Genomic DNA, 25,199 nt, shown 5'->3' with positions numbered 1-25,199 from the left:
ATGGATTCGAAGCTCACCGGGCCTTTTGTCAAAGTCTTATTATTATCCGAACAAAATATTCTTTTAAAATAAAAATTTATTTGAATTTAAAAATCATGTTTGAATGTGAAGCATTAATCTGATATTATTGCTTTTGTATGATATTGCTAATTAAAAGCAATACTTTTATTCTTGCCATAGCATTATAGAATATGTCATATGAACTAAAAGGAAAATTAACTAACAGTAGTGGAAACCCTTTATCATATTATACTATAAAGGCATATGATAAGGATCCACCATTTGACATATTAGGAGACGATCCCATTGGTGAGGCAGTAACACTAGATGATGGAACTTTTAAAATTACTTTTAGAAAAGAAGATTTCAGAAAACCCACAGAGTTCTGGGAAACTTCAAATGCCGAACCCAATGTTTACATGAAGGTCTTTGATAATAATGGAACGCAGATTCATGAAACACCTCAGTTTAGCAGCCCCTTCTCTCCCTATACAAATCCAAACCAACTTAGTCAAACCGAAGTAGTTGTTATCGGTTCAGGATTTGGTGGAACCATTGTATCATTATCTTTGGTTAATCAGTTTACTGATGAGGATAAACTAAAGCCTGACGCAGACAAGCGTAAACTAGTAATCCTTGAACGCGGACAATGGTGGGTCAGCCATGAATTGCCCCTGAGCCCCAGTTCTCATGAATTTGAAAAGAAACCACCTGCTACACCTGATGAGGGAATACGAGAATACCTTGATACAAACGATATTCCTCACAGAACATGGGCACATCCCGATAACCTTAATGGAATGAATCAATTTCTTAACACATCGAGGATTATCGATAGACGAGGCCTCTACGATTATCGAATTTCAAAAAAGGTTCACACGCTTGCTGCCAGCGGAGTTGGAGGGGGCTCCCTAGTTTATACAAATGTTACTGAAGAACCTAATGAAAATGTGATAGATTCATGGGATTCCCAATTGAATTTGGGAATTAATTATGCTAACTTAAAGACCTATTTTGACATGGCACGTGGTTTTATTGGTGTCAATAGAATTTCAACTAACACAGCATTGGGTACAGTCAAACTTCCTAAAACAAAGGCTTTTCAGGATGCCGCAAGAAAAATCAAAGAAGAAGAAGACGCATTAGGTTCAGGAATAATAACAAACAAGACGACACCTGGCTTTGATCCTGCAAGCCCCGATAAGGATCCAAATCAACATCCATACATAGAAGACATTTTTGCAGTTGACCTATCTATATCAGATTTTCCATTTAGAAAGGATGAACGAACCCTCTTTAACAAAAGAAACTCTAATTATGGAGTGCCTCCATCTCCTGCTCCTATTCCTGACAATCTTTTTGATTTTGTAAAAAATTCCATGCAGTCTAACTCGAATTTACAGGAAAAAGCATCTCTGTTACTTAGAAAATATATGGATGAGCCAAATATTTGTGAGCGTCAAGGCAGGTGTGCTTTAGGGTGTATCCCAGGTGCTCGTCATACAAATAACAAGAAAATCTTTGATTATTTGAACAACCAAAGCAAAAAGAAACATCTTCTTGTTTATCCCCTTTGTGAGGTATTTGATATCGAGCCGTTACCTAATGCATCTTCACATAAATACAAGATACATTACATCGATTTTGGATCAAGGCAGTGGAAACAAGACAACTTTAGTTGGCCACAAGGTCCAGATACCTACAATTTAGATGTAAAAATGTTTAGTTTCGTTGAAGGTGGAACTAGGAGAACGATCGAATGCAAAAAACTGGTTCTTGCAGCAGGAGCAATTGGAAGCACAGAGATTCTACTAAAATCAGTTAATACTGCTAGGACTATAGGATTAAAACTTAAAGTTAGCACGAAGTTAGGAAATAGATATTCTACTAACGGAGATCTATTAGGAGTAATAAATCCTACAAAGACAAATGTCTATGCTACAAGGGGTCCTATAGTTACTTCTGCAATAAAGTTTAAGGAAGGATCCAATTTCATTTACACTATAGAAGATAGCAGTATACCAAAAATGTTTTCTGGAATATCAAAATTACTTTCAAATGGAACTTTATTTAGAAAGTTGCTTACATTTGCAGGAACAGGTTCGGTTCAATCTGTCTTGGCAATGATTTCTCAAAATCCTCCTCCGATTCCTATTGTAGCAGGAAATATACCTTTGCAGTTCTCAGAAAATGATCTCGATAATGTATTGCTCCTTTCAGGAATGGGGACAGATTCATCAGATGGCACTATAAAACTCAAAGACACATGGAAAAATGATCCAAACAGGGACATGACTGCTTTAGATGTGTTAGACGTGGATTTTGACTTGAGCAAGTTGTCTCCTCTTTTCTCAAAAATGATTCATCAGATGGAAAGAATTGCAAAAACTATTGGAAAGGATGGAGTTTCAAGTTTCTCAACTCCTCTTTGGGATTCAGCAGATATTCCAGGAAATAGCACAATAGTATTACACAATCTTGGTGGCTGTTCTATGGGTAATGATAGGGATGAAGGCGTAGTAGACGATTTTGGTAAAGTATTCAAAGGTGATGGGGCAAACTTGACAGACATCTACGATGACTTACGTGTTGTAGACGGTGCTATCGTTCCTACTTCTTTGGGAGTCAACTCGTCATTAACAATTTCTGCTCTGGCATTTAGAATCGCAGAAGACCTAGTAGGAGGACAGCAAAAGTATCTCCCCGTAGAGCCTGTTACAGTGGGACCAAATATTACATATTTTCCAAGATAATGAATGCATATGGCTTTACATCCTACATCCTATCTGTTAACAATCTCATCTTCTTCTTTTTGTGAAAGAATAACATAGTTCAGCAGCAGCAGCCTATGCAATAGAAAATACAAATGAAAAAAATGAAAATACAAATCCTAAACCCTAATGACAAAAAAATATGATTAAACATTCTCTAGTCGTTATACCTTAGCATCCTCAACATTACCAATGATCAAACACAACAACGAATTTTACAAAAACTTGGCCTTTAAATGGGCTCCTATAAACTATCAACATATCAGACTTTATTCAGCAAATAACTATTATCAAACAAAAAAAGATCTTCTTGTTCCGATTACATTGAACTTCTATAAGCAAAAAAAGGACAATCTGGAATTATGTTGGGATACTAAAAACATTCGGGAAAGATTACGAAAGATTGACCTGGAATTTCTTTTACCAGTAGTTTATTATTCAGTTGCAGAAACAGAAACCCATTATTTTATTCTTTATGCTTTTTATCATGCAGATGATGATACTCATCCAAACGACATGGAGGGCTGTCTTCTGATCCTCGAGAAAATGGATCTTAATGAAGTGCTTTTGGGAATGATAACAGTAGCACATCACGATTTCTGGCTATATGCTTATGAGAATAGCATCAAGCAAGCGTCCGGTAAAGAATTCCCTGAGGATTATAATCTCGAGGTTGACGTAAGTATAGATTTCATAAGACCTCTAATCCAACAAGAAGTAGGAAAACATGGTCTAAATGCTCTAGGCACCAAGATAAATCCTTTTACCAAAATCTTAAATTGGCTTCGTTCCTTACTAAGTATCTATCCAGATGTAGTTGTTTATGCTCCAGGTGATAAACCAAAATACTATGATCTCAAATCTATTTTTAAAGGAAGGGGCACTGCATATAGTCCTACCTTTCACTATGAATTAGTTGACATTCTGGATCCAGAAGAGGGATTTTGGAAATGGTGGCATCATAGACCTAACTCAACATTTCAAGAAAATGGACAATTTCATGGAGGCGCCGCAAATCCACCATGGTTATGGAAGGAACTAAAATTAAATATTCGAAATAGTGACGAAGTTGGATTAATGTGGTCTGATCCTGCAAAGTTAATAAATCGATTATTCAAGCCTGGCAAAGGTAGAAAAGACTTCAGTTCTAAATACATTCGCCATATGGATGAAACTACCTAAAATAATTTACCAATATAGGCTGTTAATAAAATAAATGTTTTATTAGTGAGATAAATCATAATACTTTTGTAAATTTTGAGTCTAACTTCACCTGTGAGTGCACCGTCTGACTTTATAAAGATTTTATCTATACTCTTTATCATTGTGTTATTTATTCATCCTTGTCAAGCTTTTTCTTCAATTGCAAATATGTCAGTTATCAAGAATAATTCCTGGATAAGCGAACAAGATAATTTGAACATAAGTCTAAGACTTGAACCGCAAGTGCCGATAATAGATCAAGTCACAAGACTTTCCTTTGAGGTAAGAAACCTTAATGATTCTACACTAATTAATAACCTGAACACAAAGGTTACTCTAACAGATCATGATGGACGATTGTATAAATTTGAAAATAAACTAATTCCTATATCTGGAGGTCACTTTTCAGTTGATTATATTTTTCCAGATGATGGCGAACATAGAATAATTTTGCAGTTATATAAGAATATTACACCTTTTACCGTAAGTTCATTTGATTTGGCGATACCTCATCCCACACCCTCATCGGAAACTGAAAATTTATTAAATCCATTTACTGACTTTTTTAATTCACTTTTCTAAAAAATCGATTGGCCTTGTTAGTAGTGATTTCAACTATGGGCGTTATTGCCCTGCTGTTACTGCTATTCTTTAAACAAAAACAATGGATCTTTATTAAAGAAAGGGAAGGGCGCTTACTTTGATAATTAGTCTACTCCTTTTCCTGTAATTTCGAATAAATATCGATAACCATTACTTGTTCCGAGATATTTATAATCCTCTAGATTCTCTATTATATCGCCATCCCTAATCCATTGAAAAGTTCTTTTTTCTTTTTCACTTATAGAATCATCTTCAATGCAAACTAATGTATCATGTTGATTAATGCTGAAATTGTAACTAATAACCTTAGTTCCCTTGGTAAAGAGAAGGGTAAATGGACTTTGCTCATTAGGTCTAGGATCAAATCTATGAATTTTTAATCGCATATTTCTACCCATCCTTCTTTGTTTAATTGTTCCACTGACTTCAAAGTAAAGACCGATTCACTTTATATCAAATATAAGAGACCATTTTTTAAAATGATGACCTAGGTGATTATTTCCTTATGAAACTGCCGATTTTGCCATATCGATACATTGAGTAAGATGTCTTTGTTCTTCTTTTAGGATAGATTTGACTGTTGATAACGCCTTTTTATTATCAAAGTTTCCACAGATAGCTTGTAATACTTCATAATGAGCGACCTCACCACCTTCTGCTAAACATAAGAATTCTAATGCTTCTGATGTATCTGGCTTTTCACCAAGATATGTTTTCATAATTTTAGTTGCTTTCTCCTCTGTTTCTTTGGCACTTTCCTCTACTTTGTTAACATCTAAATGCACATTTTTATCTTCAGAAAAAATACTAACAACTTCTTGAATCTTTTCCTCATGTGTACTTGCCTCTCCTTGAATCTCTTTTGCTTCAGTTTTGGAATCAGATTTTAACAGCTTCATTAATATTAATTCATCCACTGCTTTTTGAGCTGCTCGTTCTAAACCTAGAACTTCACCTAATTTCTTTTGTAGATTTTCTATACTTTCTTTTTTGTTTGACACTGAAATAACATAGGTATAAAAATTTAAATAACTCAACTAATGAATATACAGCTTGTTAAACGTATTTTTCTATTATTTATTTTACTTTTTGCGTTTACATTTCGTAGTAAACAAAATGATTATTGATTCTAAATTATGACTGAACGGGCTACTACATGGGTCAGGATGATTTGATTAGATGGCTTATATGTATGGCATCCCAACTTCAGAATAAAATTTATTAGGTTTGTTACTTCGGCTGATTAAATCCTTAATCCTTGCTAAGGTCAGTAGTCTAATGTTTGATTAAAGCTACCAACATATTCCTCAGTATTATTGTTGACTGTTTGATTCAACATAAAAGGATGTTGTACTTGTTGTATTTGAGGCGGGAATGCAGGCAATATATCCATAGGATTCCAATTCAGTATGACCTTTCCATATGACTCTGATAATTTCACCAACCATTCCTTTTGTTGCTGATCATTTAGCAATGGGAATTTTGGATTTGCTCTGTCTGGAGAGAATTCTTCCTTATGATAATGCCAGTTTGGTTTTTCTCTATCTGGTAATGCTTGATATGTTTTAGAGTCAATCATATATTCTACTCCTATCAACGTTGCATTCGGAGAACTGCTATCATATAATTGACATACCATCATTATTTTGTCATTAGGTTTACAAAAATGATATACTCTAAGAGTCGGATCATCAAATACGTGTCGAACCGCATTTAACGGACCTGTTGGTGCACCGCCATAACCATCAACTGGTTTTGTAACATTAGCAGAAGTAGCATTAGCTTGATTAGCATTCATAGGAGTAGCAGTATTAGTAGTATTGTGAGATTGTCCTTGTGCTTGAACAGTATTGTACTCTTCTATTGATAAAGCGACAACATAGATCCCACTGAATAAAAGTATTGATAATGTAATCGACATTATTTTATTTTTTGATTGATGCATTAGGCCACAATTTAGAATGATTCATTCAATTTATGGTAATTAATATAGATTAAATAGATAAGGTGAAAAGAATCAACTTCAATATAATAATCTAATATATAGACCAGCTGTTAATGTTACCAAAATATCCTGATAAGAAAGGAATCATGTATATTAGTTATTACTACAAATTTTAGCTCTTGCAACCTGGGTTTTTACTGTGGCTATTTAAGGTATTATATACCATTGTTACTGATTTGAAAAGTAAAAACTATGAAAAAATTATAGTATTGGCTTCTTTTAGTTTAGTTGCCTTGGGCATGTTTGTTTGTTTTATATCACTTCAACAAATTTATGTTCAAGTCTCAGCTACCACTACTCCTGCAAATAGTAATGCAACTAAACCATTACCTGTTCTCTTGATACATGGTTATTTATCCGATGCATCCACATGGAAAAAGTGGGAAGATTTGTTGAAAAAAGACAATATTCCAGTTTTCCCAATAACTTTTAAGCAATCCGATGACAAATGTGGTTCAGCTGCTGAACATGCAAAAGAATTATCGAGTCAAATCGCTGATGTAACAGACAAAACTGGTCAAAATAAAGTGAATATAGTTGGTCATAGCAAAGGCGGTTTAGATGCAAGGATGTATTTGGGAAATAGCACTCAGGATGTTGCAAATTTAATAATGATAGGAACTCCTAATGCAGGCTCTCCATTAGCAGTAAATAATGAAGTATGTACACCCGCGGTATACGATTTAAGGCCCGGAGCTGCAGATACCAAAGTAAAGGAGAATCCAAATACCAAATATTACACTATTGCAGGTGATTGGAATCCTGATATGGGAAACTGCGATCTATCACTATTTTCGCCTATCCAGCAAGGAGGATACGATAATCTTCCAAAACCTAATGATGGCATGGTTCCCATATCCAGTGTAGAATCATTAGAGTATTCAGACAGCCTTGGACATAGTAAAAGTTGTCACTCTAATTTATTAAGTGAATACGAGTACGGGTTAGCAAAAGATGTGCTCATGGGAAACAAGTGACATATTAATACAAGGTTAACCAACACCTTACTAATATTGGCGGATCCTGCATAACACTAAGATATCATTATTTTAATTAGATATTCTTATCAGACTGACAGCAGAAGAGTATAAAAAATGATAGTTTTATCAGCTTGTTGACAAAGTTAAATGTCAGACGATTTTTGACATTATTAACATTATTGTTATCTCCTTTTTATTAAATAAATCAAGTAATGTATAAGACGTTTTTTGTTCCAAACATAATATACCTAATGTTAAATAATATGGTATAAATTTACACATACACAATGCACGAGGAAAATAAAAACAAAGACAACAAGTCAATTCCTACTAGTGACATAGAAAGACAAAGGATGATCGACGAAGGAGGAACCCAAAAATACGGTGATAAACACAAAAATAAAAACAAAGACGATAACGTCTTAATTGATGCAGAACATTGACTAATCTATATTCATGAAGTTTGTGAAGAGTTTCCACAGAATAGAATGTAAGGATCATGAATTCTTATAAAAATAATATTGCTTATGAATTATACAAGCTGTGTTCGGTAAAGATGCCTGAAAAGACAACATGGTCAATTGATGAATTATATACTCATGTCTTTACTCATCCCTCAGAAGAAAATTTAATTACTCTTCAAGGGTTTAAGGATGAACTAAAAGGTATGGAGGAAAAAGGAGCAGTTATCTTTGTAGATGGATTTAACTCTATTAATCTAATAGCACCAAAACTTTCAGAGTTATTCGACTCTCGTATTTCCTAACTGTCTTATGTGTTTCATCGGATTTTTTTTATCTAACTTAATTTTCTCTAAATAATCCTCTAAATAATCATCCATTGTGATACAGAAAGATAAGTTCCACTTCATTTTTGCCGCATATCCCACTGGATTTATATACTAACATCTTTCTGAATTAGTATATTACTTCTGATAATCCTAAATTGAATCCAAATCAAAAACCGATATCAGCACTCTTCTACCCGTTTCCATGACAGCTGCTGAATGTCGACAAGCCCGCCATTGGCGCTAAATTCATTTAAGCCATCTGGATATACCAAATAGGTAAAGACTTTCGGCCTTTGAGATTGTACATGCTGAACATAGAAATATCAATAATTTTCACCTCCGTTATCGAAATTTCACAAATGGAGAATGAGTATCGACCTTACATTTAGATAGTTGTAATAAAAGTAAGTACGGCAAGGCCCGTAAGGATCATGTGTCATACTTTTTTGGCTCTAGTCCAATTCAACCATGATATATCAGCTCAGGCTTACATACAACATTCTTAAAGAAATGCGTCGCTCAACATAAGTCATCGTGCAAAATGCCCGCGGAGTGACTTTCATCATGAAAGAGATGGTAAAACACCTTGTTAACTTACTTTTTGTCAATGCTATTGTCGTATTCCTTCTTCGCAGAAGAACAAAGTCAGGAGCAGAATACAACATCAAGTTAATTGGACAGCCTACACACTACTTTGAATTTAGCGCAGCCGTCATTGGTATAGCGTCTTGGGTTATTGCAGTTTTGATTGTAATTTCATTCGATCAAAATATAATGATAGTGATTGCTGCAGTATTCATTTCTTTTGGGACGGGGCGCCAGATCTTTGCCTCGGCACTGGATGTGGTAACAACGAACCTGAATTCCTTCTTGTCATCTTGGGCATCAACTATTCTATTGCTTGCAAAGAGTAGGTTAATGGTGACTACTACTACGACGACAGACTGGAATAACATAGAAAGTAAGGTTGACCTAATAGTCGTTAGCACGCGAAAGTATAATTTACCTGTTAAACTTGATGGGGTAAAACCAGAATCTCAGCAAATATTATTAGAGTATTTGGATGAACATAAATGGGAATTAGAGTATCGACAGGCTATTACATATGATGATTCTAGCTGTCTTGCATTTGCCCAATACGCAACTAAACAGATGATAGCGAAGTTGCTGATATACAATCAACTAGAAGAACTACAAGAAAGTAGCGGAGGCGTTGGCGCAATAGTCTTCATAGCATTGGGAACATTGATTTGGTTAATTTCATAATTAGCGAGGTGAACCAACACTAACTAACATCTCGAATCTTTTTCTTATCTGTCTTAACTTATCCTAAAAGAATCCTCTAAAACACCTGCAAGTATATTGACTGCAAAAACTTTACATAAGATCACTATACCAGATAGAGGATTCTTGAAACTAACTAAAGAGAAACTAGAGAGTAGAGATCATAGAGATAATCTAATCGATTTTATATTTTGTCGTAATTGTGTTACCTTCATAACTATAGAAGGAAATAAAGAAGGCGAGGAAATAATTTGTATCAAATGTAGAGCTGATAAATATTTTATATAATTGAGAAACCCTAGATGCGTGTTATTCCCTCAAGTTTTTTCTTTAACACTTTAGTTAGGTTCATTAAGATCAATTAGAAATGAGATCCCAGATTCTTTAAAAAATCAAAGAATTATAAAAATCTAATCGGGATGTTGTCAATAGCGCGCTCTATAACTTACAATGAATAACAGTGAATCATTTTGAGGGCAACATGACTGGGGAGATCAAAATTAGTCGGATACGCCTTAACTCATTTATTCATAACAAAATACTTTAATTACCAATATTGATCATGGATGAGATGATATGCAACCAACTTTTGAAAAAAAAGTAATAGTCTATGGCTTATCCATAGCAATTTTAGCTGGTTTAACATTTGTTATAAGTCAGATATTGGTGGAGAATGGCAACAACGTATTAGCTCAACAACAACAACAACAAAATAATCAAACATCGATACCACATAATGCAAAAGGACACGGTTCTCATCAAGTTATTATTTTCCAAAATTCTAGTGATGGTCTAAAATATACAGGAATGGTTACATTCAATCTTTCAAAGCCTGCAGATGTTATTTCATTTGAACAGATTACAGATGGACAACAAACTGCAAACGCAACCAAAAAGATTTGGGAAGTTGGAGATAAAAAATTTGTACCCAGCACACTTTTAAAAAATGTAACTGATGGATCTGTTAGCTTTAATGGCGGCGGCATACTGGCACATAGTACATCTGGAGATAAATATACTGGTTCCTTTATTCTCAATGATACTGCTATTAGTAATAATAACAGCAGTGGCATTCAATAGATTTTTTGGTAAATACATATTACTAGTAATAAAGGGAAGCCGCCCGTTTAGGGCGGCGCAATCATCTACCGCAGTCCACATCATATGAAAAATCAGTAATATTCACTATCTCAATCGTCGGATTGGTTTTTACCGCCTTAAAACAATTTTGTCTTATAAATAAATTACAACATATATAGAATATATTTGGGTAATTACGGATAGTTTTGTGTATAAAGAGACACACCTTCCCTCTTTTAAAAAAAATTCAAATATCTAATTAGCCATTGTCACTTCATCGCTATATTATATACCAACTTAAAGTTTAAAGGTAAACTAGAAGAAATCCTTAACTATATGACTAAGATGACTCGATAGATAATGGTATATTCACGGATTGGCTAACGAGTATGAAGGAATTTGTGATAAATAAATAATTATTAAATTAACAGATCCCATATACCACATGGATTCGAAGCCCACCGAATTCCGATAATGTAGTACGTTCCTATTCAATTCTTTTATAGAATTTCTATAAAGGGGATTTTCTAGATTCTTTGAGACATCAAATTTTCTAGCTATCTACAAGTCATCGTTCACAAAAGCTATTATCGGAGAAACAAGAAGGTCTATAGCAAGTCCAAAAAACATTTTTCTTAGTCTTTTATTTATAGACTACAAAGGCATAAATCCGTATATTATATAGATCGGAAAAGCGCCCTATACGCTCCTATATTTGAATTCTAGTTGAATTTTCTTTAATTCAAAAATCTCAATTGTATCATACATAATATCATTTAGCTTATCTGTTTCCTGTTGTTTTCCTAAAAATTTTTGCCAGATCATGTATGGTATAAGTAAACTGAGAGATATTATTACCAAGGAGTTCACAATCCATAAAATGTCAAATTTGTCGTTCTGAAAAGTAAGTACTATAAGTATCATAGACGAAAAGAAAGATACCCCTCTTGAAACTATTACCTTCACTTTATCTAGAAGAATAGAAGCCTCAATTGCAGCCGCAGCGCCTGTACTAGAACCATAATAGCCGATTGGTAGATTCTTAACATCTGCTTTAATCTCAATTAGCCAAGTTGTTGCAGTTTCAAGTCTCCTAGCAAGAAGCTTAATATTAAATTTGTTTAGCATTAGAGTAGGATATTTTTCAAGTATCTTTTGACTTTTTAGGTCAGATTGTTGTTCTCCCTGAGTTAACAAAACTACTAGAAAAGTTGCAAATCCATTGTAGTTTAGAATATTAGCAACACGTTGATTTCTAGGACTAGCCCTGCCGCTTCCTCTCCCATGAACAAATACTATTAGACCTTTTACTGTTTTTGGAATAATCAATTCTCCATGAAGTCTATTATCTGAATCATCTAATGGTATAGAAATCTGTACCATTCAAAGAGAAGTAAAGGGTCTTTGGTAATTATGCATTTAGTAACATCAAATCCTCCGGTCATAAAGTCGAACTTTTTTGATAAAAGAGTAGTAAGAGAATATTCAAACTTTAATGGATTTCAATTAATAAATATTGTATTCTTGAATATGCCTTTGGAAATTGTTGAAAATCGAGATTTTAAAATCATTTTTGAAATGGGAGTGGTAACAAATATGGCATGATATATTGTCGTAAGCAAACATCCTTGAAAAAGGGTGTTGAGGTATCTCCCGTTTTTTATCCCAGGAATGTTCAATTTCTCAAAGATAGTCAATGTGATAGATATGTTGGCTGTGTATTATGGAAATGCGGACGGCTCTCCTCAATGAATAAGCAAACAAGGATGGAAGAAATGCCGCAACCAGCTCAATAAAATTTCTTTCTAAAAATAAATGTCACTAACGAGGTACCGACAAATGTGGCTGTCCAACACAGCCATAGACTAGTCCATACGCCAGAAAATATGGCTGGGGACAATGAACGGGCAGGATTCATTGACGTACCGGAAATAAAAGCCAAAAACAAAATGTCCAATCCGACTATACCAATGAATCATTTTACATTGTTATTTAAAATTACATGATTTGATTAAATCCCTCCACGTTGGCATCAAATCCAATTTCCGAGTAATCATTATGATACTAATATTGATTCATTCTTCTTTTGCTATTTAACAAATGGTTTTTTGCTTTGTTTAGTATTTCAATTTTCTCTTCTAAAGTTTTTTTAATGTTTCTTAATCGATTAATGTCATAAACTAATTCTAGGGCAATTATTAAATCATTTTTTGTGAATGGGTTCTGTATAATATGTTTGATTAATTTGGATACTGTCGGGAGAATGTCTATATGAGATTCAATAAGAGACAATAAACAGTCCATATTTTTAGTCTAAGAAAGTCGCTATGATATCCTCGGGTTTCTGATGGGTCTGTCAAGGGTTATAGTTACCTCAATAAGTGATTTGCCTTCCGAAAGCAACTTTAGAGCCTGCGGCGGTATTGATAGCCGTTTGTTAACTGTCAAATCTTGACCTAGCATTTTCTTTTTTACCCTGGAAATAAAACTAAAAAGACACATGAGCCTCTTTTGCTATCTCCTGAAAATTCTTGTTCTCTTCTAATAATTTCATGACCAACTTTTCTTTCTCATCAATCGAATCGATCCCCATAATGCGAATAGTATTGGTTTGGTTTAAAAAGATAATAGACTGCTATTTCAAATTACTGACTGATACCATTACTACTTATGTTTTTTTATGTTGTTGGAAACAGACAAACGACACAGTAGATATTAATCCGATTAATACTTGTAATTTTGCTTTTGGGCCTCCCGTTTCATCAGATAACTTAGCCGACCAAACTTGTAATCTCCCTAATTGTATATGCAATAAAAACTATCCTGCATTAACTATAATAATGTCAGAAAAACCACTCAACAAGAAGGATGACCTCCAGCAGGACGTTGGCGACACAGCTGATAATAGTGAAATTATAGTAGATGAGATAGGCGACACAGTGGAGCCTGGACCAAGGGGAATGGCAAACAAGAAAAAGGACACAAACACCCTTAAAATAGACACAGAATTAGACATGGAAAACTCTTAGGAAGGAAGAAAAAGCATATCTATATACCATCTTTTCCCCCATCAGCCTATTCGTAAATCTTTATTATTATTTAATTAATCTTAAACCTGGAAAACGTTTAATGTACAAATACTATGGTAAGTGCAGATGCTATAAAACTTAAATCTCTAAAAGAACCTACAGAAGAATCTGATGGTCTTAGAATTCTGATTGCCAGATATAGACCACGATATCTGCGGAAAGAAGACGAGAATTGGAATGTCTGGTGGAAGGAGTTGGCCCCTAGTAAAGCACTTTGGAAAGAGTATCTTAAAGACAAGAAAATAGATTGGGATGAATACTCTCGTAGATATAAATTGGAAACACTAAACAATCCTTTGGCATTCAAGGCCTTACAAAACTTGGCTTCGCTAGATAGGACTACTATTAGTCTGGATTCACATCAGGAAGAACATGAGAAACCTCCACTCCAACGCTCTGATATATTATCAAAATTTGATACCGTCACACTCCTCTGTCATTGCAAAGATGAAAATCATTGTCACAGGTCTTTGGTTAAACAAATGGTGAAAGAAATATGATGGTCTGAATATGGACCGAGTCTTTCGTGTCTACAAAATAAGTGCGAAATAATTAGATTCGAAATACAAGTATATCCTTAGGATTGAATGGTATAGTGATTGTATTTCTCTATAGCTTCATAATTTAGTAGTAAGATTTTACTAATTCCTTATGAGTTTTTTATGAAAACTAGTATCATGGTTTCTCCAAAGCATGATAATTATATTAACTTGTTGCCTGACGGCACCCACAAATTTAAACATCGAATCATAGTCAAACGTGATTCTGAGGATTCTACTAGAGTCTTGACGGCTGTTCCTGTTATAAATACTGAATCAAAAGAGTTAGTGGCCTTTATAGATATAAAATGGGAGAAAGGTGACTATAATAGAAAAATATCATAGTCTAAATTGGGCTAATTTCTTTGTAAAAAGGATGCTTGACTTCACGTTCATCAAAAAAATATATGATTTCCAAATGACGGCACTATGAGACGCATATTTACCCTATCAATGCTTAAATGTGATATTTTTGGTTATCTAGTGATGTCTTCATTTGATAGTGTAGACTGGAGTCAAGTGTTAAAAAAAGAAGCTAGAGGAATAGAGAATGCTGATTTAGGCGAAGTACAAGAGATTCGTCAAGAAAATGTCATAACTAAAGTTGGGCTAATAGATAAAGTAACATACAGTATCCCAAAGACCTTTGTTGATACATTTGACGGCCATACTTTACGATTCAAACTAACAAAAGAAGAAGCAGAAGCCCGATTTAAAACAAAAGATGAAGTTTGGATTTAAAATAGTGTTTGGTTTAGCTTTTTCATTTTTTCATTTTGGATTTCTTAGATTGATTATGTAATCAAACTAAAAGATTAAATTAAAATCAAATATTTCATTACTATCTCTTGCAAAATCCTGTGTCTAAATTTATTGTTTCTATCTCTGTGATTATAATAACTCGAGAATAAGACTGCAAGAAGATGTTGGTATGGCGTGAATGTTAGAATAGCTGAAAGAAGATAAGGATATAAGCATGAATTTGAAATCTTAAACCTATGAATATGATGAAATACAAAAAAGAAATACATGTAGTTTTTGGAATTTTGTTTATTTTTGGAACAATATTGATAGGTACAACAGGCGCTTGGGATTCAGTGTATGGTCAGACTAATTCAACATTAAACCAAACCAGCAACCCAGCCGTTACTACTCCTAATGCTACTAGTACTCCAGCAACAACAACACCGACACAAACAAATTCAACAGCAAACCAAACCAGCGCCCCAACCGCTGCTAATAGTACCATTAAAACAACGGCACAACAAGAAGCATCTAATTCTATAAAGGGAGCTATTACTGATACTGGAGAATTCCTAAGCAATGCAACTCAAAAAGTGACAACTTCAAAATCAGCAGGAGCACTTCTTAATGATACTTCAAACGAATTAGGCAACGCCTATGTTGAGACTCAAAAGTTCTTTAGTCCAAACTAGTTAGGTCTTTTACTAACTAGTAAATTATACGCATTCGTAAACATGGAATTGTTTATGAAATGTTATAGACGTTTTCAAATCACTCATTTTCCCATGTTTGCATTGAAATAATTTTAAAATAATATTCATCGTAAAATTAACGAACGTTATTTAAAAGGTCATGCTATTTCTTACCTTGTTCTGAAAAAACAAAAATAGTCCGCACACCAAAGAAAAATATGGTAAACTTATCGAATGGAGATATGAAAAAAGAGAACGAAAATTTTCAATTTTCTGAACCACCACCCACTCCGGAGCCCTATCCAAGCCCTGACCCACAACCACAACCTACACCTGAACCTGTCCCTGAGCCCACGCCGGAACCGAATCCCGAACCAGAACCGTACCAATAAACACGTTAATATTTTTGTTTCTATGAACTCGACTGTTCTCTTCATATCATTCTATTTTACATAGGAACTTCAGGCACTACGTCAGTTGCATTTTCAGCTGGGAGAGTTTTATTTAACATTTGAATGGTCGAATTTGTTTCGTTAATTGTAGTCATTGGTAAATCTGACGCTGTAGGAGTTTGTCCCTGTGTCGAACTTGTCATGACCCCTATCAAAGTAATAGTTGATATTGCAACAGCAATTACGATTAGATACATAATATTCATGATATTCTTGGTATTACATAATATGTTATATAATATACAGCATGGGAAGATAATATTATACATTCAAAGAATAACACAACGGAAAAAGGCGAATGGTTATCTACCTATCAAACTATTTTCTTTCCTTATTGACATCAATCATACTGGCAACGTTTATTCATATCAAATATCCATTGGCCTATTGAAAATCTAGATAGATAATTGGTAAGATGCCTGTGGCACAAAATTGGTTCAATTAATAAAATACGAGTGCCTTTCTGCCCATAAGCCTGTCAATATGCGAAGTTAAAATATAATGATGACATTTTACTGAAGTAGAAGAAAAAATATAATGAAACCATCTTTTGATTTCCAACTTGTACTGATAGAAAAAATAAAATTTGAAGGGACTGGCGTAATGTCTTTTAGGTTTAATCAGATTCTTAATAAATTAGAAAAATATCAAACACCCCATTTATTTGAGTATACTGCAGGTCAATATGCCTATTTTAATTTAGATAATGTTGTAAGAGACGACAAAGGTCCAACTAGACATTTTACTATTTCTTCATCCCCTACAGAGAATTTTATGATGCTAAGTACCAAAATAAGAGATTCGCCATACAAACAGAGACTTTCAACCTTAGAAGTGGGAGATAAGGTTAACGCGAGTGGACCTGAAGGTGAATTTGTTTTACCTGAAGATTATTCAAAACCTATAATATTTTTGTCTGGAGGTATAGGGGTAACACCATTTCGAAGTATGATAAATTACGCGACAGACAAACAGCTACCATTAAAAATAATAATGTTTGATTCAAACAAGAATCAGCAAAATATACTCTTTAAGAAAGAGTTTGATGACTGGACATCTTTAAATAAAAATATACAAATAATCTATACCCTTAGTGACGATAACTTTCAAAGGAATAACGTTTCTGGCACCGAGGAATGGAAAGGAGAGAAAGGCAGAATAGATAAAGAAATGATTTTAAAATATGTTGATAACAATATGTTGAATAATTCAATATTCTATGTAAGTGGCCCTCCAGATATGCTAAAGTCGATGCAATCACTACTAGAAAAAGAATTGGAAATTCCGAAAGAAAGAATAAAGGTTGAGGAGTTTACAGGGTATTAATCAAACCTACTTATAATAAGCCTGATATTGATGGCTTTTGCAGTGTTTTTAGCCAAAGAAAATAAAGCATTGCTCATAGGAGAAGCTATAACAAGAAGAGATTATAAAAGAATCAATGATATATTATCTAAAATTCCAGAGGTAAAGAGAATAATTTCAATTCGTTCGATGCACCTTGCTCCAGACGATGTTCTAATAGCCATTGAGGTAAATGTGGTTGAAAATTTAGACACAGATAAAATTGAATCTTTAATTGACAACATAGAAAATAAGGTAAGAGAGATTATACCATATGCCAATCTATCAAAGATATATGTTGAAATTGAACAAGATAACGACAGTAGTACTTAGAGACATATATCAATTAGCACAAATATGCTAACAATTTATCCTGATAAATCATTAAATACAGAAAATCTATCTTGGAGTTCTCACTATTTTGTCTATTCTCAATGTCATCATTGAGAATTTCAGATTGATGATTTGTGATAGACTGGCTTTTTTACATTAGATCATTGGTTCGAGGTAGTGAGACCCGCCTCTTCGCTCATATGATTTTCTTTATAGTTTGGTTTCTGATCTAGAGAAGATGAATAAAACCAAAAAGGATAAATCATTCACATTTCCAGAATCATTCTTACTCATTATTGGTTACATCGGTTACTCACTTCATCTACCTTACTGGCAAACCGGAGTAATAATCAATGCTACAGAAAAGTGTCTACCATCTAATCCGATTTACGGGAATGTCTGTAAAAGGATCAATAGGTTAAATATCAACATCAAAAAAATCGAATTAGTCGCCAAAAGTTTACATTTTAGTAGGATATATACAAAATCGTGAAATAAATGTGAAACACTATCTATATGTTTCAAAAACTAAAATAGATATGCTTTATCCTCAAATACTGAAGACTATCTTGGAGAACATTGATGATGAATCAAATATTAATGCTGGATTTAGTAATACTTTAACAGCAAATCCGGATAGTGGAAAAACGCTCTATGATAAATTAGATTTAATTTCTAGTTTTCTAGAAAAGGAAGGCAGTATCGGGACAGTAGATTCCCCAAAACAATATTTCAAGGGAATTCTTCCTATGCGTTGGGGCTCTTATGGTTGGGATGAAAAGTCCCAGTTGGTTTATTTTGGCGGTTTTACCGATGCTGGAACAGTATTAGGCCTGGGTGGATCAATGGATCATGTTTTAGAAAAAGAAAAACTAAGTTCTCATGCTAACCCAAATTCATTGCCTTTTGCAATAGCAAACAAATTAAGTGTGGAATTAAATATTCCTTTGATTCCTGGAGATAAGTATGAGATAGAAGGACAGCGTAGAGCATTTGCTCTCAACGATGAATCTTATTTAGAGGCTGCATTGCTTGCAACAGATCAAATGGAGGGGCCTTTACAAAATCTGGAATTTCTTGCGGAAAAACTAATCGCAGGAGGTGGTGATGACAGAAGAGTTGTATTAGGAACTCCTATCTATGTCGCCGTTGCAGGATAGAATTTATCACTATGATTTACTAGCCAAATGGAATTGCACTAGGAATATGAAAATGTTATTTGATTATTTACTGCGATTATCATAAGATAGATTACTACTTTCTTTAATGGATGGATTCAAATAAAGCGATTCAGATGATCCTACTAAAAAATCGGACTCTTTAGTATGGTTTCTACTATGAATCGGTATTATGATACTCACTTCCAATTTATAATTTGATGAGTCAGATGCATGAGGATTTAGTTTAGGAAAAACTCAACCGATTATATAAAATTGATTTTAATATTAAAATAACTACAAAGTGCCAAAAGAGAATATATTACTTATTGATAGATATCTGTGCTTTGTTGATTATCGATTCCACATGTGAAGGTAGATTCACTTCGTGAAGTTCCTTTTTTATTTTGCGCTTACTCATCAAATATTGGTAGGCGAATTCGGGAGTAATTGATTTTACATTAGAAAAATCAATTATGATATAATCTGATGGGGCATACTTGACCTCTTTTTCAACAAAAGTAATCGCACTTTTTTTTTAACTAAATCCGCTGAAATGAAATCTCTAATAAAAACAACATGAATAGCAATCATAGCTGCCATATCTATTTAGACTTCGCCTTCTCTAAATTTGTCTATTTCTATCAATTGTATTTGAAGATTGCTATCTATCAGTTTTAGATATCATTGGTGCGCCCCCACGGATGAGAATTGTTACTGATAATAGTACTTATAAGATTATTTAGAATAGATGTGTAAAGTTAAAATAAGAAAAGTAAATTTTTGAAGAAATATTCATTCTCATAATAATGTATTATATTCGTAGACTTGCTTTTCTTCTTGCATTCTCATTATTTTCGCGAAAAATATTCTCCTAAAAGATGGGTTTTAGAGCGTACCAACTCATGGCACAACAGATTTAGAAAACTGTTTACAAGGTATGAAAAGACTGTCGAGAATTATCTAGGATTGTTACAATTCTCCTGTTGTATAATCTTATACAGAAAGATAATTTTGGTATGGGCCCTTAACATATATTAAATATTCTTATAGTTATAGATTACACTAAATTGCAGCGGCTGACATCTTGATTTAAACTATATATTTAACAAATCAAAAAAGCTACATTCATGGGTAAAGTGGGTGACAATATTGATACAGATAGTCACGAGCCACTATATAAACATGCAAATTTGATCATATGGATACTGGGTCTAAGTATAGTTTTAGTACTTTACGTTCACACATCTTTAACCACTGCTTTACCCGAAATGGTGACAGAATTTGGTGTAGACTATGGCGTTATCACCTGGGTACTTACAGCTTACCTTGTATCAGGGGCTTCTGTAACAATAATAATTGGCCGCCTAGCAGACCTTTATGGAGCAAAAAAAATGCTACTTATTGTATTTATTTGTTATACTGTGGGAGTAATTTTGGCCCCATTAGCTCATGACATTTATACCCTTATTGGCCTTCGAATTTTACAAGGTGTAGCCGTAGCAGTCGTTCCAGTTTCTATAAGAATTGCAAGAGAAATTGTTGGAGAAAAGAAACTACCTATGGCTCAGGGTATAATATTATCTATGTACCAAGGGGGTAGTGCAGCGGGTTTAGTATTAGGTGCAGCCGTTGTTTATCTTGGTGGATGGCAAGCTGTATTTATTTCGGCTATTCCGTTTACATTAGTATTGTTATTCTTACTTTGGAAACTTGTTCCTAAAGTTGGAGCCCCTACAGTTATTAAAAAAGATAAAGAAGGTACAAATGGCAAAGTAAAGAAGCAAAAGTTTACAGATCTAGTAGATATACCTGGACTGATCACACTTACCCTTACCATTTCAGCATTTATGTTGACTTTTACCTTCTTAGGTATGGGTGCAGAAGGAGCTACCTTGTTCTGGGTATTCTTGACAATAGCAGTAGTTTCACTAGCAGCCTTCCTAATGATTGAAAAGAGAAGTAAAAAACCGCTTGTCAATCTAAAGCTAGCATTTGGCAGGATCGTCATTATAGCCAATATGATTTTTCTGATGCTAGGAATTGTTCAGTACCTGGTTTTTACTACAATTCCCGTCCTAGGTCAGACACCAGAGCCTTATGGATTAGGAATGAGTGTTCTTTATGTAGGGTTGTTACAATTACCCCAAGCGTTATTATTTGTAGTCCTTGGTCCTATAGTGGGTTTCATGGCAATCAAACGCGGTAGTTTAAGATTCATCGTACCTGGAGGCGTAATACTTACGATTGGAATGGTTGTTCTATTTCTATTTCATTCTACACCCGTACAAACAGCAATGGTTCTTTTAGGATTTGCTTTAGGCGGAGTCTTTATTATGCTTGTACCCAACTTGATGCTACGCTATACACCAAAAGAGGCGACTGGAATGGTTTCATCAACAAACACAACCATGAGAATTATAGGTGGAGCTATAGGTCCTGTTATTTCAGGTGTGTTTTTAACTCTCTTCGTTGTTCCCATCTCAGTATCAGGTACAACAGAACCGATTCCTAATGAAATGGCCTTTAATATAATATTCTTGATAGGAGCACTGCTTTCAGCTTCAACTATAGTAATGTGTATAATGATGAGACGAACGGCAATTAAATTGGGCGCGTCACAAAAGCAATAAAGAGGTCAAGCAATGTGTTTTTGGACCCCCGGATATATGGTCAATGGCCAGATGTCCCTCCTGGACAAACTAGAGCAAACGGAATCTGGTCCTACTAATAGATCAGACAGGCATTAAACTAACGAAGTTCTGGTCTGAGTTAAATCCATTTTGTGGATCTGAATGGACAAGGGCTAATAATTATGCGAGAATATCATCAGGAAGTATTACGGGTCCAGATGGTGGACGCCCTTAAGCACTAGACTAACCATTTTTTTAGATAAGATCTAATCGATGGATCAGAACATCATCTTTTTTATGACGCATATCATGAAAATAATCTGAATCTGCAGTTATATGAATATCTAGTGACAGTACAGATTCATCTGTTCATAAAGGATTTTAGATTAGGTCGTATAAAAGGAATCAAATTACAAGTACCAATTGAAATATCTAATAAGAACAGAAAGCAAAGTTCTGAACTCATTTTAAAGCGATTTTATTCTGTGTGGGCCCGGTGTTCTTCAGGACGATATCAGGTCTTTACGATGGATTCTATTAGTTAAATTGAAATTATTTTATTTAGTTATATTAATGGCATATACTCCAATAAACAAAGCTAAAATTATAAATTTTTGAGCTAATTAGGTAAATTAATCTCGTGCAAATCATGAGGATATCCACATGGGTTTGACGTAATCAAATTATCCATTGGATTTAGCATAAAAGTTCATGAAACAACTATAATGCTTCTAAATTTGTAAGGATATAGAATTTTCCATTTTTTTTCATATAAAAATGAAACTAGCGATTCAGATAAGGTAAAATAGGACAGATGCCCTATGAGGGCAATGAATACGAAACAGACGAAGAAGAAGAATATAGTGACAGCAATTAATAGCAAGCTCAATCTAGTTGTCGTATTTCCATTATTAGCTATACTAATCACCGTAGCCATCCTCGCTGTTCCATTAGGTCAAGATCGATATTCATACTCCCAATCTCCAACAACAAACTCTACATCAAATATGACAACTACTGGCGTTGACCTTATAGATATTCATCCTTCACCTTTAAACGTAAAGACGGGCAACACTTTTGAGCTAATAGCAACAGTAGTCAATAATTCACCAGACTCAATTACGTTACCCGCTGGGCGATGTGACTCACCGCTAACCGCCTTTTTTAAGGCCAATGTGGCTATAAGACAGGATAAATTCCAAGGCTGCACTGCAGCTTCAACCCCATTCGAATTAAACCAAGGAGAAGAGGTTACAGTTGCTGGTCCAGTTCCTGGCACTTTATACCAAGCAATCAAGGCGGGGAAGACACCAGCAACCGCCACTGTTTATTACCTAACAGAGAATATGCAGCCCGGTAATGTTACCAAACCGTTTGTATTTACCATTAGCTAGGACGAAGGTAAACCTTCTAGGGTGATAGATGACCAAGGAGGGCGTCTTTCTAACGAATGAAGGCAGAGGTACTTCATAGAAATCAGATTGAAGTTTCTGGTATCCAAATATCTCAACTCTCTATTTTTTTATTATATGGTACAGTAGTACCAGAAAAAAATCAATATTGTAACAGAAATGCGAGGTCTAAAATTCGTTATCCTGCTACATAACATCCTTTGATTATGGAGAAGATTTATGATTTATAAAAAATTCAAAATTTGAACTCGTAATATATCTATTACGAAACCCCTTGGGCCCATTGATTACGTGGACTCATATACTTGAGCCTCATTATTATCATTGGTTAAGAACAGAGAAAATGAAGAACTGTCAAAGCTATGGGGAGGATATTATTTAATTGCCCGCTAAACTTGCCACTACAGTTGAATAGATAACGAGGCTTTCTAATAGCAATAATTCTTGTTTAATCTTAGAATTCCATGATTTTATGAAAGAAAATGGTGCATCAGAAAGACACCAAAACAACAATTTGAAAGCAATCCTGTCTTTTGCACAATTTATTAACACTAAATCTCTAACAGAGATTGACAACAAAGATGATATTTTAACATTCTTACAATCAAAGATAAACGATAAAGACTTGGATCCAGACCAAAAGTGGATAACAACCTATAATGACTATGTTCATAGACTAAAGCACTTCATAAGACGGATCTACAACAAAAATAACAGCGTATCCATGGATGAATGGAAAACCCCCGACTTTTTGAAATCCCTTAAACCCAAGAAAACAAATAGGTTAAGTCCATATTCTGAAACTGAAATTTGGGACAAGGATGAATTTTTATCTATAATAAAATATGAACCCTATAAGAGAAATAAAGCTGCTCTTGCTTTAATGTGGGATCTTAATGCTCGAAATCACGAAATTACCCTATTACGTATCAAAAACATTAGACTTGAAGAAAAATACGGAGAAGGTGAAATTCCATTTCAAGCCAAAACTGGTTCGGGACCTTTGCTTCTGACAGTGTCATTTCCCTATGTCTAAGATTGGCTAAATGAGCATCCATTTAGAAATGAACCTAATGTAAGGCTAATATGCAATTTACATACTGGAGCTCCCATAAAACCTGAGGCTCTCCGAACAATGATGGATCAGTTAAAAAAGAGAATTATTAGACTCCTTGAAACAAATGAGATTGCAGACATGATGGAAAGAAACAAAATAGCGTTACTCATAAACAGTAAACGATTTAATCCTTATTGTATCCGCCATTCATCCATTTGTCATGACTCCGATTATTTGCCTGAATATGCGTTGAAGAAAAAAGTCCGCTGGCGAATAAATTCTAAACAAGGAGCTAGATATATAAAAAACAGAATGGGCAATGAGCTTAAAAATAAGATATTGGAATATAACGGTATCATCACGGAAGAAGTGCAAAAGCGAAAGCCAATAGTGTTAAGCTGTCCCAAATACGATTTAGTTAACATGTTAGAAAATAAATACTGTTCTAAATGTAGTTATCCTCTAAAGCCAGAAGCGTTAGAAGAAGCAAAATTTATTCTTGATTCTAAAGTATTTGAAAAATTGGATAGAATAATCGAAATATATGATGTATCCCAAATATGATTGACTGTATCATAGAAACCTCTTTAATTGTAAAAAAACTCAGGATGTAGGATTTATCATTAGACTAACTCTATTCACTGACTTCAATTATTAGGTCGTGAATCTGGATCGCTCAAATTGGATCTGCCCTGTTGATCATTTATTATCCTAAAACTGAATGCAATCCATCTCGGAGATACTTGTCTGATATGTAGTGACAATAGATTTCAATCTTCCAACTTATGCAAATATTTATTAGAGTTTGTAACCATAATGTTTGAGTCCTATTTTAGTGGTGAAAATGCAGTGGAAACCACCGGACTATGCAAAATAGGAAAACTTTAAGGGTATCAATATTATTAAAGCATTCTTATAGAGCGGTCAAAAAGATATAAGCCATATATTTTTGAAGGTTCCACTAAACAAACAAATATTTCCTATAACGCTAAAATAAAAAGAAATTTAAGTAATTTACAAATCTAGATAGA

29 protein-coding genes and 2 pseudogenes are annotated in these 25,199 nt (G+C 34.2%); 24 read left to right on the top strand and 7 right to left on the bottom strand.

Features of this window, described 5'->3' with window-relative positions; genetic code table 11:
* Window positions 1–191 precede the first annotated feature (191 nt).
* The 3 genes from AAGU22_RS01215 (at window position 192) to AAGU22_RS01205 (ending at window position 4,556) form a co-directional block, all read left to right on the top strand.
* On the top strand, window positions 192–2,753 hold the full coding sequence (locus AAGU22_RS01215) for a GMC oxidoreductase (RefSeq protein ID WP_458720432.1): 2,562 nt from the start codon (window positions 192–194) through the stop codon (window positions 2,751–2,753).
* Between the two features lie 210 nt (window positions 2,754–2,963).
* Entirely contained in the window at window positions 2,964–3,953 is a 990-nt protein-coding gene (locus AAGU22_RS01210) for a hypothetical protein (RefSeq protein ID WP_458720431.1), read from the top strand.
* A 93-nt stretch (window positions 3,954–4,046) separates the two neighbouring features.
* Window positions 4,047–4,556, top strand: coding sequence for a hypothetical protein (locus AAGU22_RS01205; RefSeq protein ID WP_458720430.1), 510 nt, complete (start codon window positions 4,047–4,049; stop codon window positions 4,554–4,556).
* Between the two features lie 125 nt (window positions 4,557–4,681).
* On the opposite strand, the gene AAGU22_RS01200 is transcribed toward AAGU22_RS01205, so the two are convergent.
* The 3 genes from AAGU22_RS01200 to AAGU22_RS01190 all read right to left on the bottom strand — a co-directional run bounded on the left by AAGU22_RS01200 (window position 4,682) and on the right by AAGU22_RS01190 (window position 6,522).
* Window positions 4,682–4,963 (bottom strand): hypothetical protein, encoded by a 282-nt coding sequence (locus tag AAGU22_RS01200; protein WP_458720429.1) that lies wholly within the window; start codon window positions 4,961–4,963, stop codon window positions 4,682–4,684.
* A 117-nt stretch (window positions 4,964–5,080) separates the two neighbouring features.
* Window positions 5,081–5,578, bottom strand: a complete 498-nt coding sequence (locus AAGU22_RS01195; protein ID WP_458720428.1) for a hypothetical protein — start codon at window positions 5,576–5,578, stop codon at window positions 5,081–5,083.
* A 266-nt stretch (window positions 5,579–5,844) separates the two neighbouring features.
* Window positions 5,845–6,522: a DUF1264 domain-containing protein gene (locus AAGU22_RS01190; protein ID WP_458720427.1), complete on the bottom strand. Its 678-nt coding sequence runs from the start codon at window positions 6,520–6,522 to the stop codon at window positions 5,845–5,847.
* Between the two features lie 236 nt (window positions 6,523–6,758).
* Here AAGU22_RS01190 and AAGU22_RS01185 point away from each other — a divergent pair, with 236 nt between their 5' ends.
* From AAGU22_RS01185 to AAGU22_RS01165, 5 genes are all read left to right on the top strand, one after another.
* Window positions 6,759–7,559: an alpha/beta fold hydrolase gene (locus tag AAGU22_RS01185; protein WP_458720426.1), complete on the top strand. Its 801-nt coding sequence runs from the start codon at window positions 6,759–6,761 to the stop codon at window positions 7,557–7,559.
* Between the two features lie 290 nt (window positions 7,560–7,849).
* Window positions 7,850–8,005, top strand: a complete 156-nt coding sequence (locus AAGU22_RS01180; protein ID WP_458718699.1) for a hypothetical protein — start codon at window positions 7,850–7,852, stop codon at window positions 8,003–8,005.
* Between the two features lie 56 nt (window positions 8,006–8,061).
* Window positions 8,062–8,328, top strand: a complete 267-nt coding sequence (locus tag AAGU22_RS01175) for a hypothetical protein (protein ID WP_458718698.1) — start codon at window positions 8,062–8,064, stop codon at window positions 8,326–8,328.
* Between the two features lie 588 nt (window positions 8,329–8,916).
* On the top strand, window positions 8,917–9,618 hold the full coding sequence (locus tag AAGU22_RS01170; RefSeq protein ID WP_458720425.1) for a hypothetical protein: 702 nt from the start codon (window positions 8,917–8,919) through the stop codon (window positions 9,616–9,618).
* A 594-nt stretch (window positions 9,619–10,212) separates the two neighbouring features.
* Window positions 10,213–10,716 carry a hypothetical protein gene (locus AAGU22_RS01165; RefSeq protein WP_458720424.1) on the top strand — a complete coding sequence of 168 codons (504 nt, stop codon included), beginning with the start codon at window positions 10,213–10,215 and terminating at the stop codon, window positions 10,714–10,716.
* A 699-nt stretch (window positions 10,717–11,415) separates the two neighbouring features.
* On the opposite strand, the gene AAGU22_RS01160 is transcribed toward AAGU22_RS01165, so the two are convergent.
* The gene (locus tag AAGU22_RS01160) at window positions 11,416–12,099 is read right to left on the bottom strand and encodes an alpha/beta fold hydrolase (protein ID WP_458720423.1); all 684 of its coding nucleotides are present in this window, start codon (window positions 12,097–12,099) and stop codon (window positions 11,416–11,418) included.
* Window positions 12,100–12,129: 30 nt separating this feature from the next.
* On the opposite strand from AAGU22_RS01160, the gene AAGU22_RS01155 reads away from it, so the two are divergent.
* The gene (locus tag AAGU22_RS01155) at window positions 12,130–12,321 is read left to right on the top strand and encodes a hypothetical protein (protein ID WP_458720422.1); all 192 of its coding nucleotides are present in this window, start codon (window positions 12,130–12,132) and stop codon (window positions 12,319–12,321) included.
* Window positions 12,322–12,505: 184 nt separating this feature from the next.
* Here AAGU22_RS01155 and AAGU22_RS01150 read toward each other — a convergent pair.
* Window positions 12,506–12,685, bottom strand: a pseudogene (locus AAGU22_RS01150) (aquaporin); the annotation flags it as partial.
* 356 nt (window positions 12,686–13,041) lie between these two features.
* The gene (locus AAGU22_RS01145) at window positions 13,042–13,218 is read right to left on the bottom strand and encodes a hypothetical protein (protein ID WP_458720421.1); all 177 of its coding nucleotides are present in this window, start codon (window positions 13,216–13,218) and stop codon (window positions 13,042–13,044) included.
* A 50-nt stretch (window positions 13,219–13,268) separates the two neighbouring features.
* Between AAGU22_RS01145 and AAGU22_RS01140 the strand changes: the two genes are divergently transcribed.
* The 6 genes from AAGU22_RS01140 (at window position 13,269) to AAGU22_RS01115 (ending at window position 16,172) form a co-directional block, all read left to right on the top strand.
* Window positions 13,269–13,745, top strand: coding sequence for a hypothetical protein (locus AAGU22_RS01140; protein ID WP_458720420.1), 477 nt, complete (start codon window positions 13,269–13,271; stop codon window positions 13,743–13,745).
* A 113-nt stretch (window positions 13,746–13,858) separates the two neighbouring features.
* Window positions 13,859–14,305 carry a DUF488 domain-containing protein gene (locus AAGU22_RS01135; protein ID WP_458720419.1) on the top strand — a complete coding sequence of 149 codons (447 nt, stop codon included), beginning with the start codon at window positions 13,859–13,861 and terminating at the stop codon, window positions 14,303–14,305.
* 162 nt (window positions 14,306–14,467) lie between these two features.
* A complete protein-coding gene (locus tag AAGU22_RS01130) occupies window positions 14,468–14,689 on the top strand; it encodes a hypothetical protein (RefSeq protein WP_458720418.1) in 222 nt (73 codons plus the stop codon).
* A gap of 84 nt (window positions 14,690–14,773) precedes the next feature.
* Window positions 14,774–15,085: a hypothetical protein gene (locus tag AAGU22_RS01125; RefSeq protein WP_458720417.1), complete on the top strand. Its 312-nt coding sequence runs from the start codon at window positions 14,774–14,776 to the stop codon at window positions 15,083–15,085.
* 266 nt (window positions 15,086–15,351) lie between these two features.
* Window positions 15,352–15,780 carry a hypothetical protein gene (locus AAGU22_RS01120; protein ID WP_458720416.1) on the top strand — a complete coding sequence of 143 codons (429 nt, stop codon included), beginning with the start codon at window positions 15,352–15,354 and terminating at the stop codon, window positions 15,778–15,780.
* A gap of 242 nt (window positions 15,781–16,022) precedes the next feature.
* Entirely contained in the window at window positions 16,023–16,172 is a 150-nt protein-coding gene (locus tag AAGU22_RS01115) for a hypothetical protein (RefSeq protein WP_458720415.1), read from the top strand.
* A 56-nt stretch (window positions 16,173–16,228) separates the two neighbouring features.
* On the opposite strand, the gene AAGU22_RS01110 is transcribed toward AAGU22_RS01115, so the two are convergent.
* A complete protein-coding gene (locus tag AAGU22_RS01110) occupies window positions 16,229–16,438 on the bottom strand; it encodes a hypothetical protein (RefSeq protein ID WP_458720414.1) in 210 nt (69 codons plus the stop codon).
* 331 nt (window positions 16,439–16,769) lie between these two features.
* Here AAGU22_RS01110 and AAGU22_RS01105 point away from each other — a divergent pair, with 331 nt between their 5' ends.
* The 9 genes and pseudogenes from AAGU22_RS01105 to AAGU22_RS01065 all read left to right on the top strand — a co-directional run bounded on the left by AAGU22_RS01105 (window position 16,770) and on the right by AAGU22_RS01065 (window position 24,732).
* Entirely contained in the window at window positions 16,770–17,558 is a 789-nt protein-coding gene (locus tag AAGU22_RS01105; protein WP_458720413.1) for an FAD-dependent oxidoreductase, read from the top strand.
* Between the two features lie 30 nt (window positions 17,559–17,588).
* Window positions 17,589–17,909 (top strand): cation transporter dimerization domain-containing protein, encoded by a 321-nt coding sequence (locus tag AAGU22_RS01100; protein ID WP_458720412.1) that lies wholly within the window; start codon window positions 17,589–17,591, stop codon window positions 17,907–17,909.
* A 134-nt stretch (window positions 17,910–18,043) separates the two neighbouring features.
* Window positions 18,044–18,348: pseudogene (locus AAGU22_RS01095) on the top strand (IS5-like element ISThar1 family transposase); the annotation flags it as partial.
* Window positions 18,349–18,409: 61 nt separating this feature from the next.
* The gene (locus tag AAGU22_RS01090; protein ID WP_458720411.1) at window positions 18,410–19,069 is read left to right on the top strand and encodes a DUF7019 family protein; all 660 of its coding nucleotides are present in this window, start codon (window positions 18,410–18,412) and stop codon (window positions 19,067–19,069) included.
* Window positions 19,070–20,196: 1,127 nt separating this feature from the next.
* Window positions 20,197–21,699, top strand: a complete 1,503-nt coding sequence (locus AAGU22_RS01085; protein ID WP_458720410.1) for an MFS transporter — start codon at window positions 20,197–20,199, stop codon at window positions 21,697–21,699.
* 830 nt (window positions 21,700–22,529) lie between these two features.
* Entirely contained in the window at window positions 22,530–23,093 is a 564-nt protein-coding gene (locus AAGU22_RS01080) for a hypothetical protein (protein WP_458720409.1), read from the top strand.
* Window positions 23,094–23,149: 56 nt separating this feature from the next.
* Window positions 23,150–23,305, top strand: coding sequence for a hypothetical protein (locus AAGU22_RS01075; RefSeq protein ID WP_458720408.1), 156 nt, complete (start codon window positions 23,150–23,152; stop codon window positions 23,303–23,305).
* 278 nt (window positions 23,306–23,583) lie between these two features.
* Window positions 23,584–24,147: a hypothetical protein gene (locus tag AAGU22_RS01070; protein WP_458720407.1), complete on the top strand. Its 564-nt coding sequence runs from the start codon at window positions 23,584–23,586 to the stop codon at window positions 24,145–24,147.
* Window positions 24,148–24,246: 99 nt separating this feature from the next.
* On the top strand, window positions 24,247–24,732 hold the full coding sequence (locus AAGU22_RS01065; protein WP_458720406.1) for a hypothetical protein: 486 nt from the start codon (window positions 24,247–24,249) through the stop codon (window positions 24,730–24,732).
* The last annotated feature ends 467 nt before the right edge of the window (window positions 24,733–25,199 follow it).

The organism is Candidatus Nitrosocosmicus sp. R, assembly GCF_054408505.1.
Note: the sequence above shows the minus strand (reverse complement) of the source record. Positions and strands in the feature narration are given on the sequence as shown.

What these genes read in the sequence shown, in the direction of transcription:
- AAGU22_RS01145 (WP_458720421.1), bottom strand. Translation starts at nt 13,218, where the DNA reads ATGTGTCTTTTTAGTTTTATTTCCAGGGTAAAAAAGAAAATGCTAGGT.
- AAGU22_RS01170 (WP_458720425.1), top strand. Translation starts at nt 8,917, where the DNA reads ATGAAAGAGATGGTAAAACACCTTGTTAACTTACTTTTTGTCAATGCT.
- AAGU22_RS01075 (WP_458720408.1), top strand. Translation starts at nt 23,150, where the DNA reads ATGAAGGCAGAGGTACTTCATAGAAATCAGATTGAAGTTTCTGGTATC.
- AAGU22_RS01200 (WP_458720429.1), bottom strand. Translation starts at nt 4,963, where the DNA reads ATGCGATTAAAAATTCATAGATTTGATCCTAGACCTAATGAGCAAAGT.
- AAGU22_RS01065 (WP_458720406.1), top strand. Translation starts at nt 24,247, where the DNA reads ATGATGGATCAGTTAAAAAAGAGAATTATTAGACTCCTTGAAACAAAT.
- AAGU22_RS01080 (WP_458720409.1), top strand. Translation starts at nt 22,530, where the DNA reads ATGAATACGAAACAGACGAAGAAGAAGAATATAGTGACAGCAATTAAT.
- AAGU22_RS01125 (WP_458720417.1), top strand. Translation starts at nt 14,774, where the DNA reads ATGAGACGCATATTTACCCTATCAATGCTTAAATGTGATATTTTTGGT.
- AAGU22_RS01105 (WP_458720413.1), top strand. Translation starts at nt 16,770, where the DNA reads ATGAAACCATCTTTTGATTTCCAACTTGTACTGATAGAAAAAATAAAA.
- AAGU22_RS01215 (WP_458720432.1), top strand. Translation starts at nt 192, where the DNA reads ATGTCATATGAACTAAAAGGAAAATTAACTAACAGTAGTGGAAACCCT.
- AAGU22_RS01160 (WP_458720423.1), bottom strand. Translation starts at nt 12,099, where the DNA reads ATGGTACAGATTTCTATACCATTAGATGATTCAGATAATAGACTTCAT.
- AAGU22_RS01135 (WP_458720419.1), top strand. Translation starts at nt 13,859, where the DNA reads ATGGTAAGTGCAGATGCTATAAAACTTAAATCTCTAAAAGAACCTACA.
- AAGU22_RS01110 (WP_458720414.1), bottom strand. Translation starts at nt 16,438, where the DNA reads ATGAATATTATGTATCTAATCGTAATTGCTGTTGCAATATCAACTATT.
- AAGU22_RS01085 (WP_458720410.1), top strand. Translation starts at nt 20,197, where the DNA reads ATGGGTAAAGTGGGTGACAATATTGATACAGATAGTCACGAGCCACTA.
- AAGU22_RS01140 (WP_458720420.1), top strand. Translation starts at nt 13,269, where the DNA reads ATGACCAACTTTTCTTTCTCATCAATCGAATCGATCCCCATAATGCGA.
- AAGU22_RS01070 (WP_458720407.1), top strand. Translation starts at nt 23,584, where the DNA reads ATGAAAGAAAATGGTGCATCAGAAAGACACCAAAACAACAATTTGAAA.
- AAGU22_RS01115 (WP_458720415.1), top strand. Translation starts at nt 16,023, where the DNA reads ATGAAAAAAGAGAACGAAAATTTTCAATTTTCTGAACCACCACCCACT.
- AAGU22_RS01210 (WP_458720431.1), top strand. Translation starts at nt 2,964, where the DNA reads ATGATCAAACACAACAACGAATTTTACAAAAACTTGGCCTTTAAATGG.
- AAGU22_RS01120 (WP_458720416.1), top strand. Translation starts at nt 15,352, where the DNA reads ATGAAATACAAAAAAGAAATACATGTAGTTTTTGGAATTTTGTTTATT.
- AAGU22_RS01180 (WP_458718699.1), top strand. Translation starts at nt 7,850, where the DNA reads ATGCACGAGGAAAATAAAAACAAAGACAACAAGTCAATTCCTACTAGT.
- AAGU22_RS01130 (WP_458720418.1), top strand. Translation starts at nt 14,468, where the DNA reads ATGAAAACTAGTATCATGGTTTCTCCAAAGCATGATAATTATATTAAC.
- AAGU22_RS01175 (WP_458718698.1), top strand. Translation starts at nt 8,062, where the DNA reads ATGAATTCTTATAAAAATAATATTGCTTATGAATTATACAAGCTGTGT.
- AAGU22_RS01190 (WP_458720427.1), bottom strand. Translation starts at nt 6,522, where the DNA reads ATGCATCAATCAAAAAATAAAATAATGTCGATTACATTATCAATACTT.
- AAGU22_RS01100 (WP_458720412.1), top strand. Translation starts at nt 17,589, where the DNA reads ATGGCTTTTGCAGTGTTTTTAGCCAAAGAAAATAAAGCATTGCTCATA.
- AAGU22_RS01165 (WP_458720424.1), top strand. Translation starts at nt 10,213, where the DNA reads ATGCAACCAACTTTTGAAAAAAAAGTAATAGTCTATGGCTTATCCATA.
- AAGU22_RS01155 (WP_458720422.1), top strand. Translation starts at nt 12,130, where the DNA reads ATGCATTTAGTAACATCAAATCCTCCGGTCATAAAGTCGAACTTTTTT.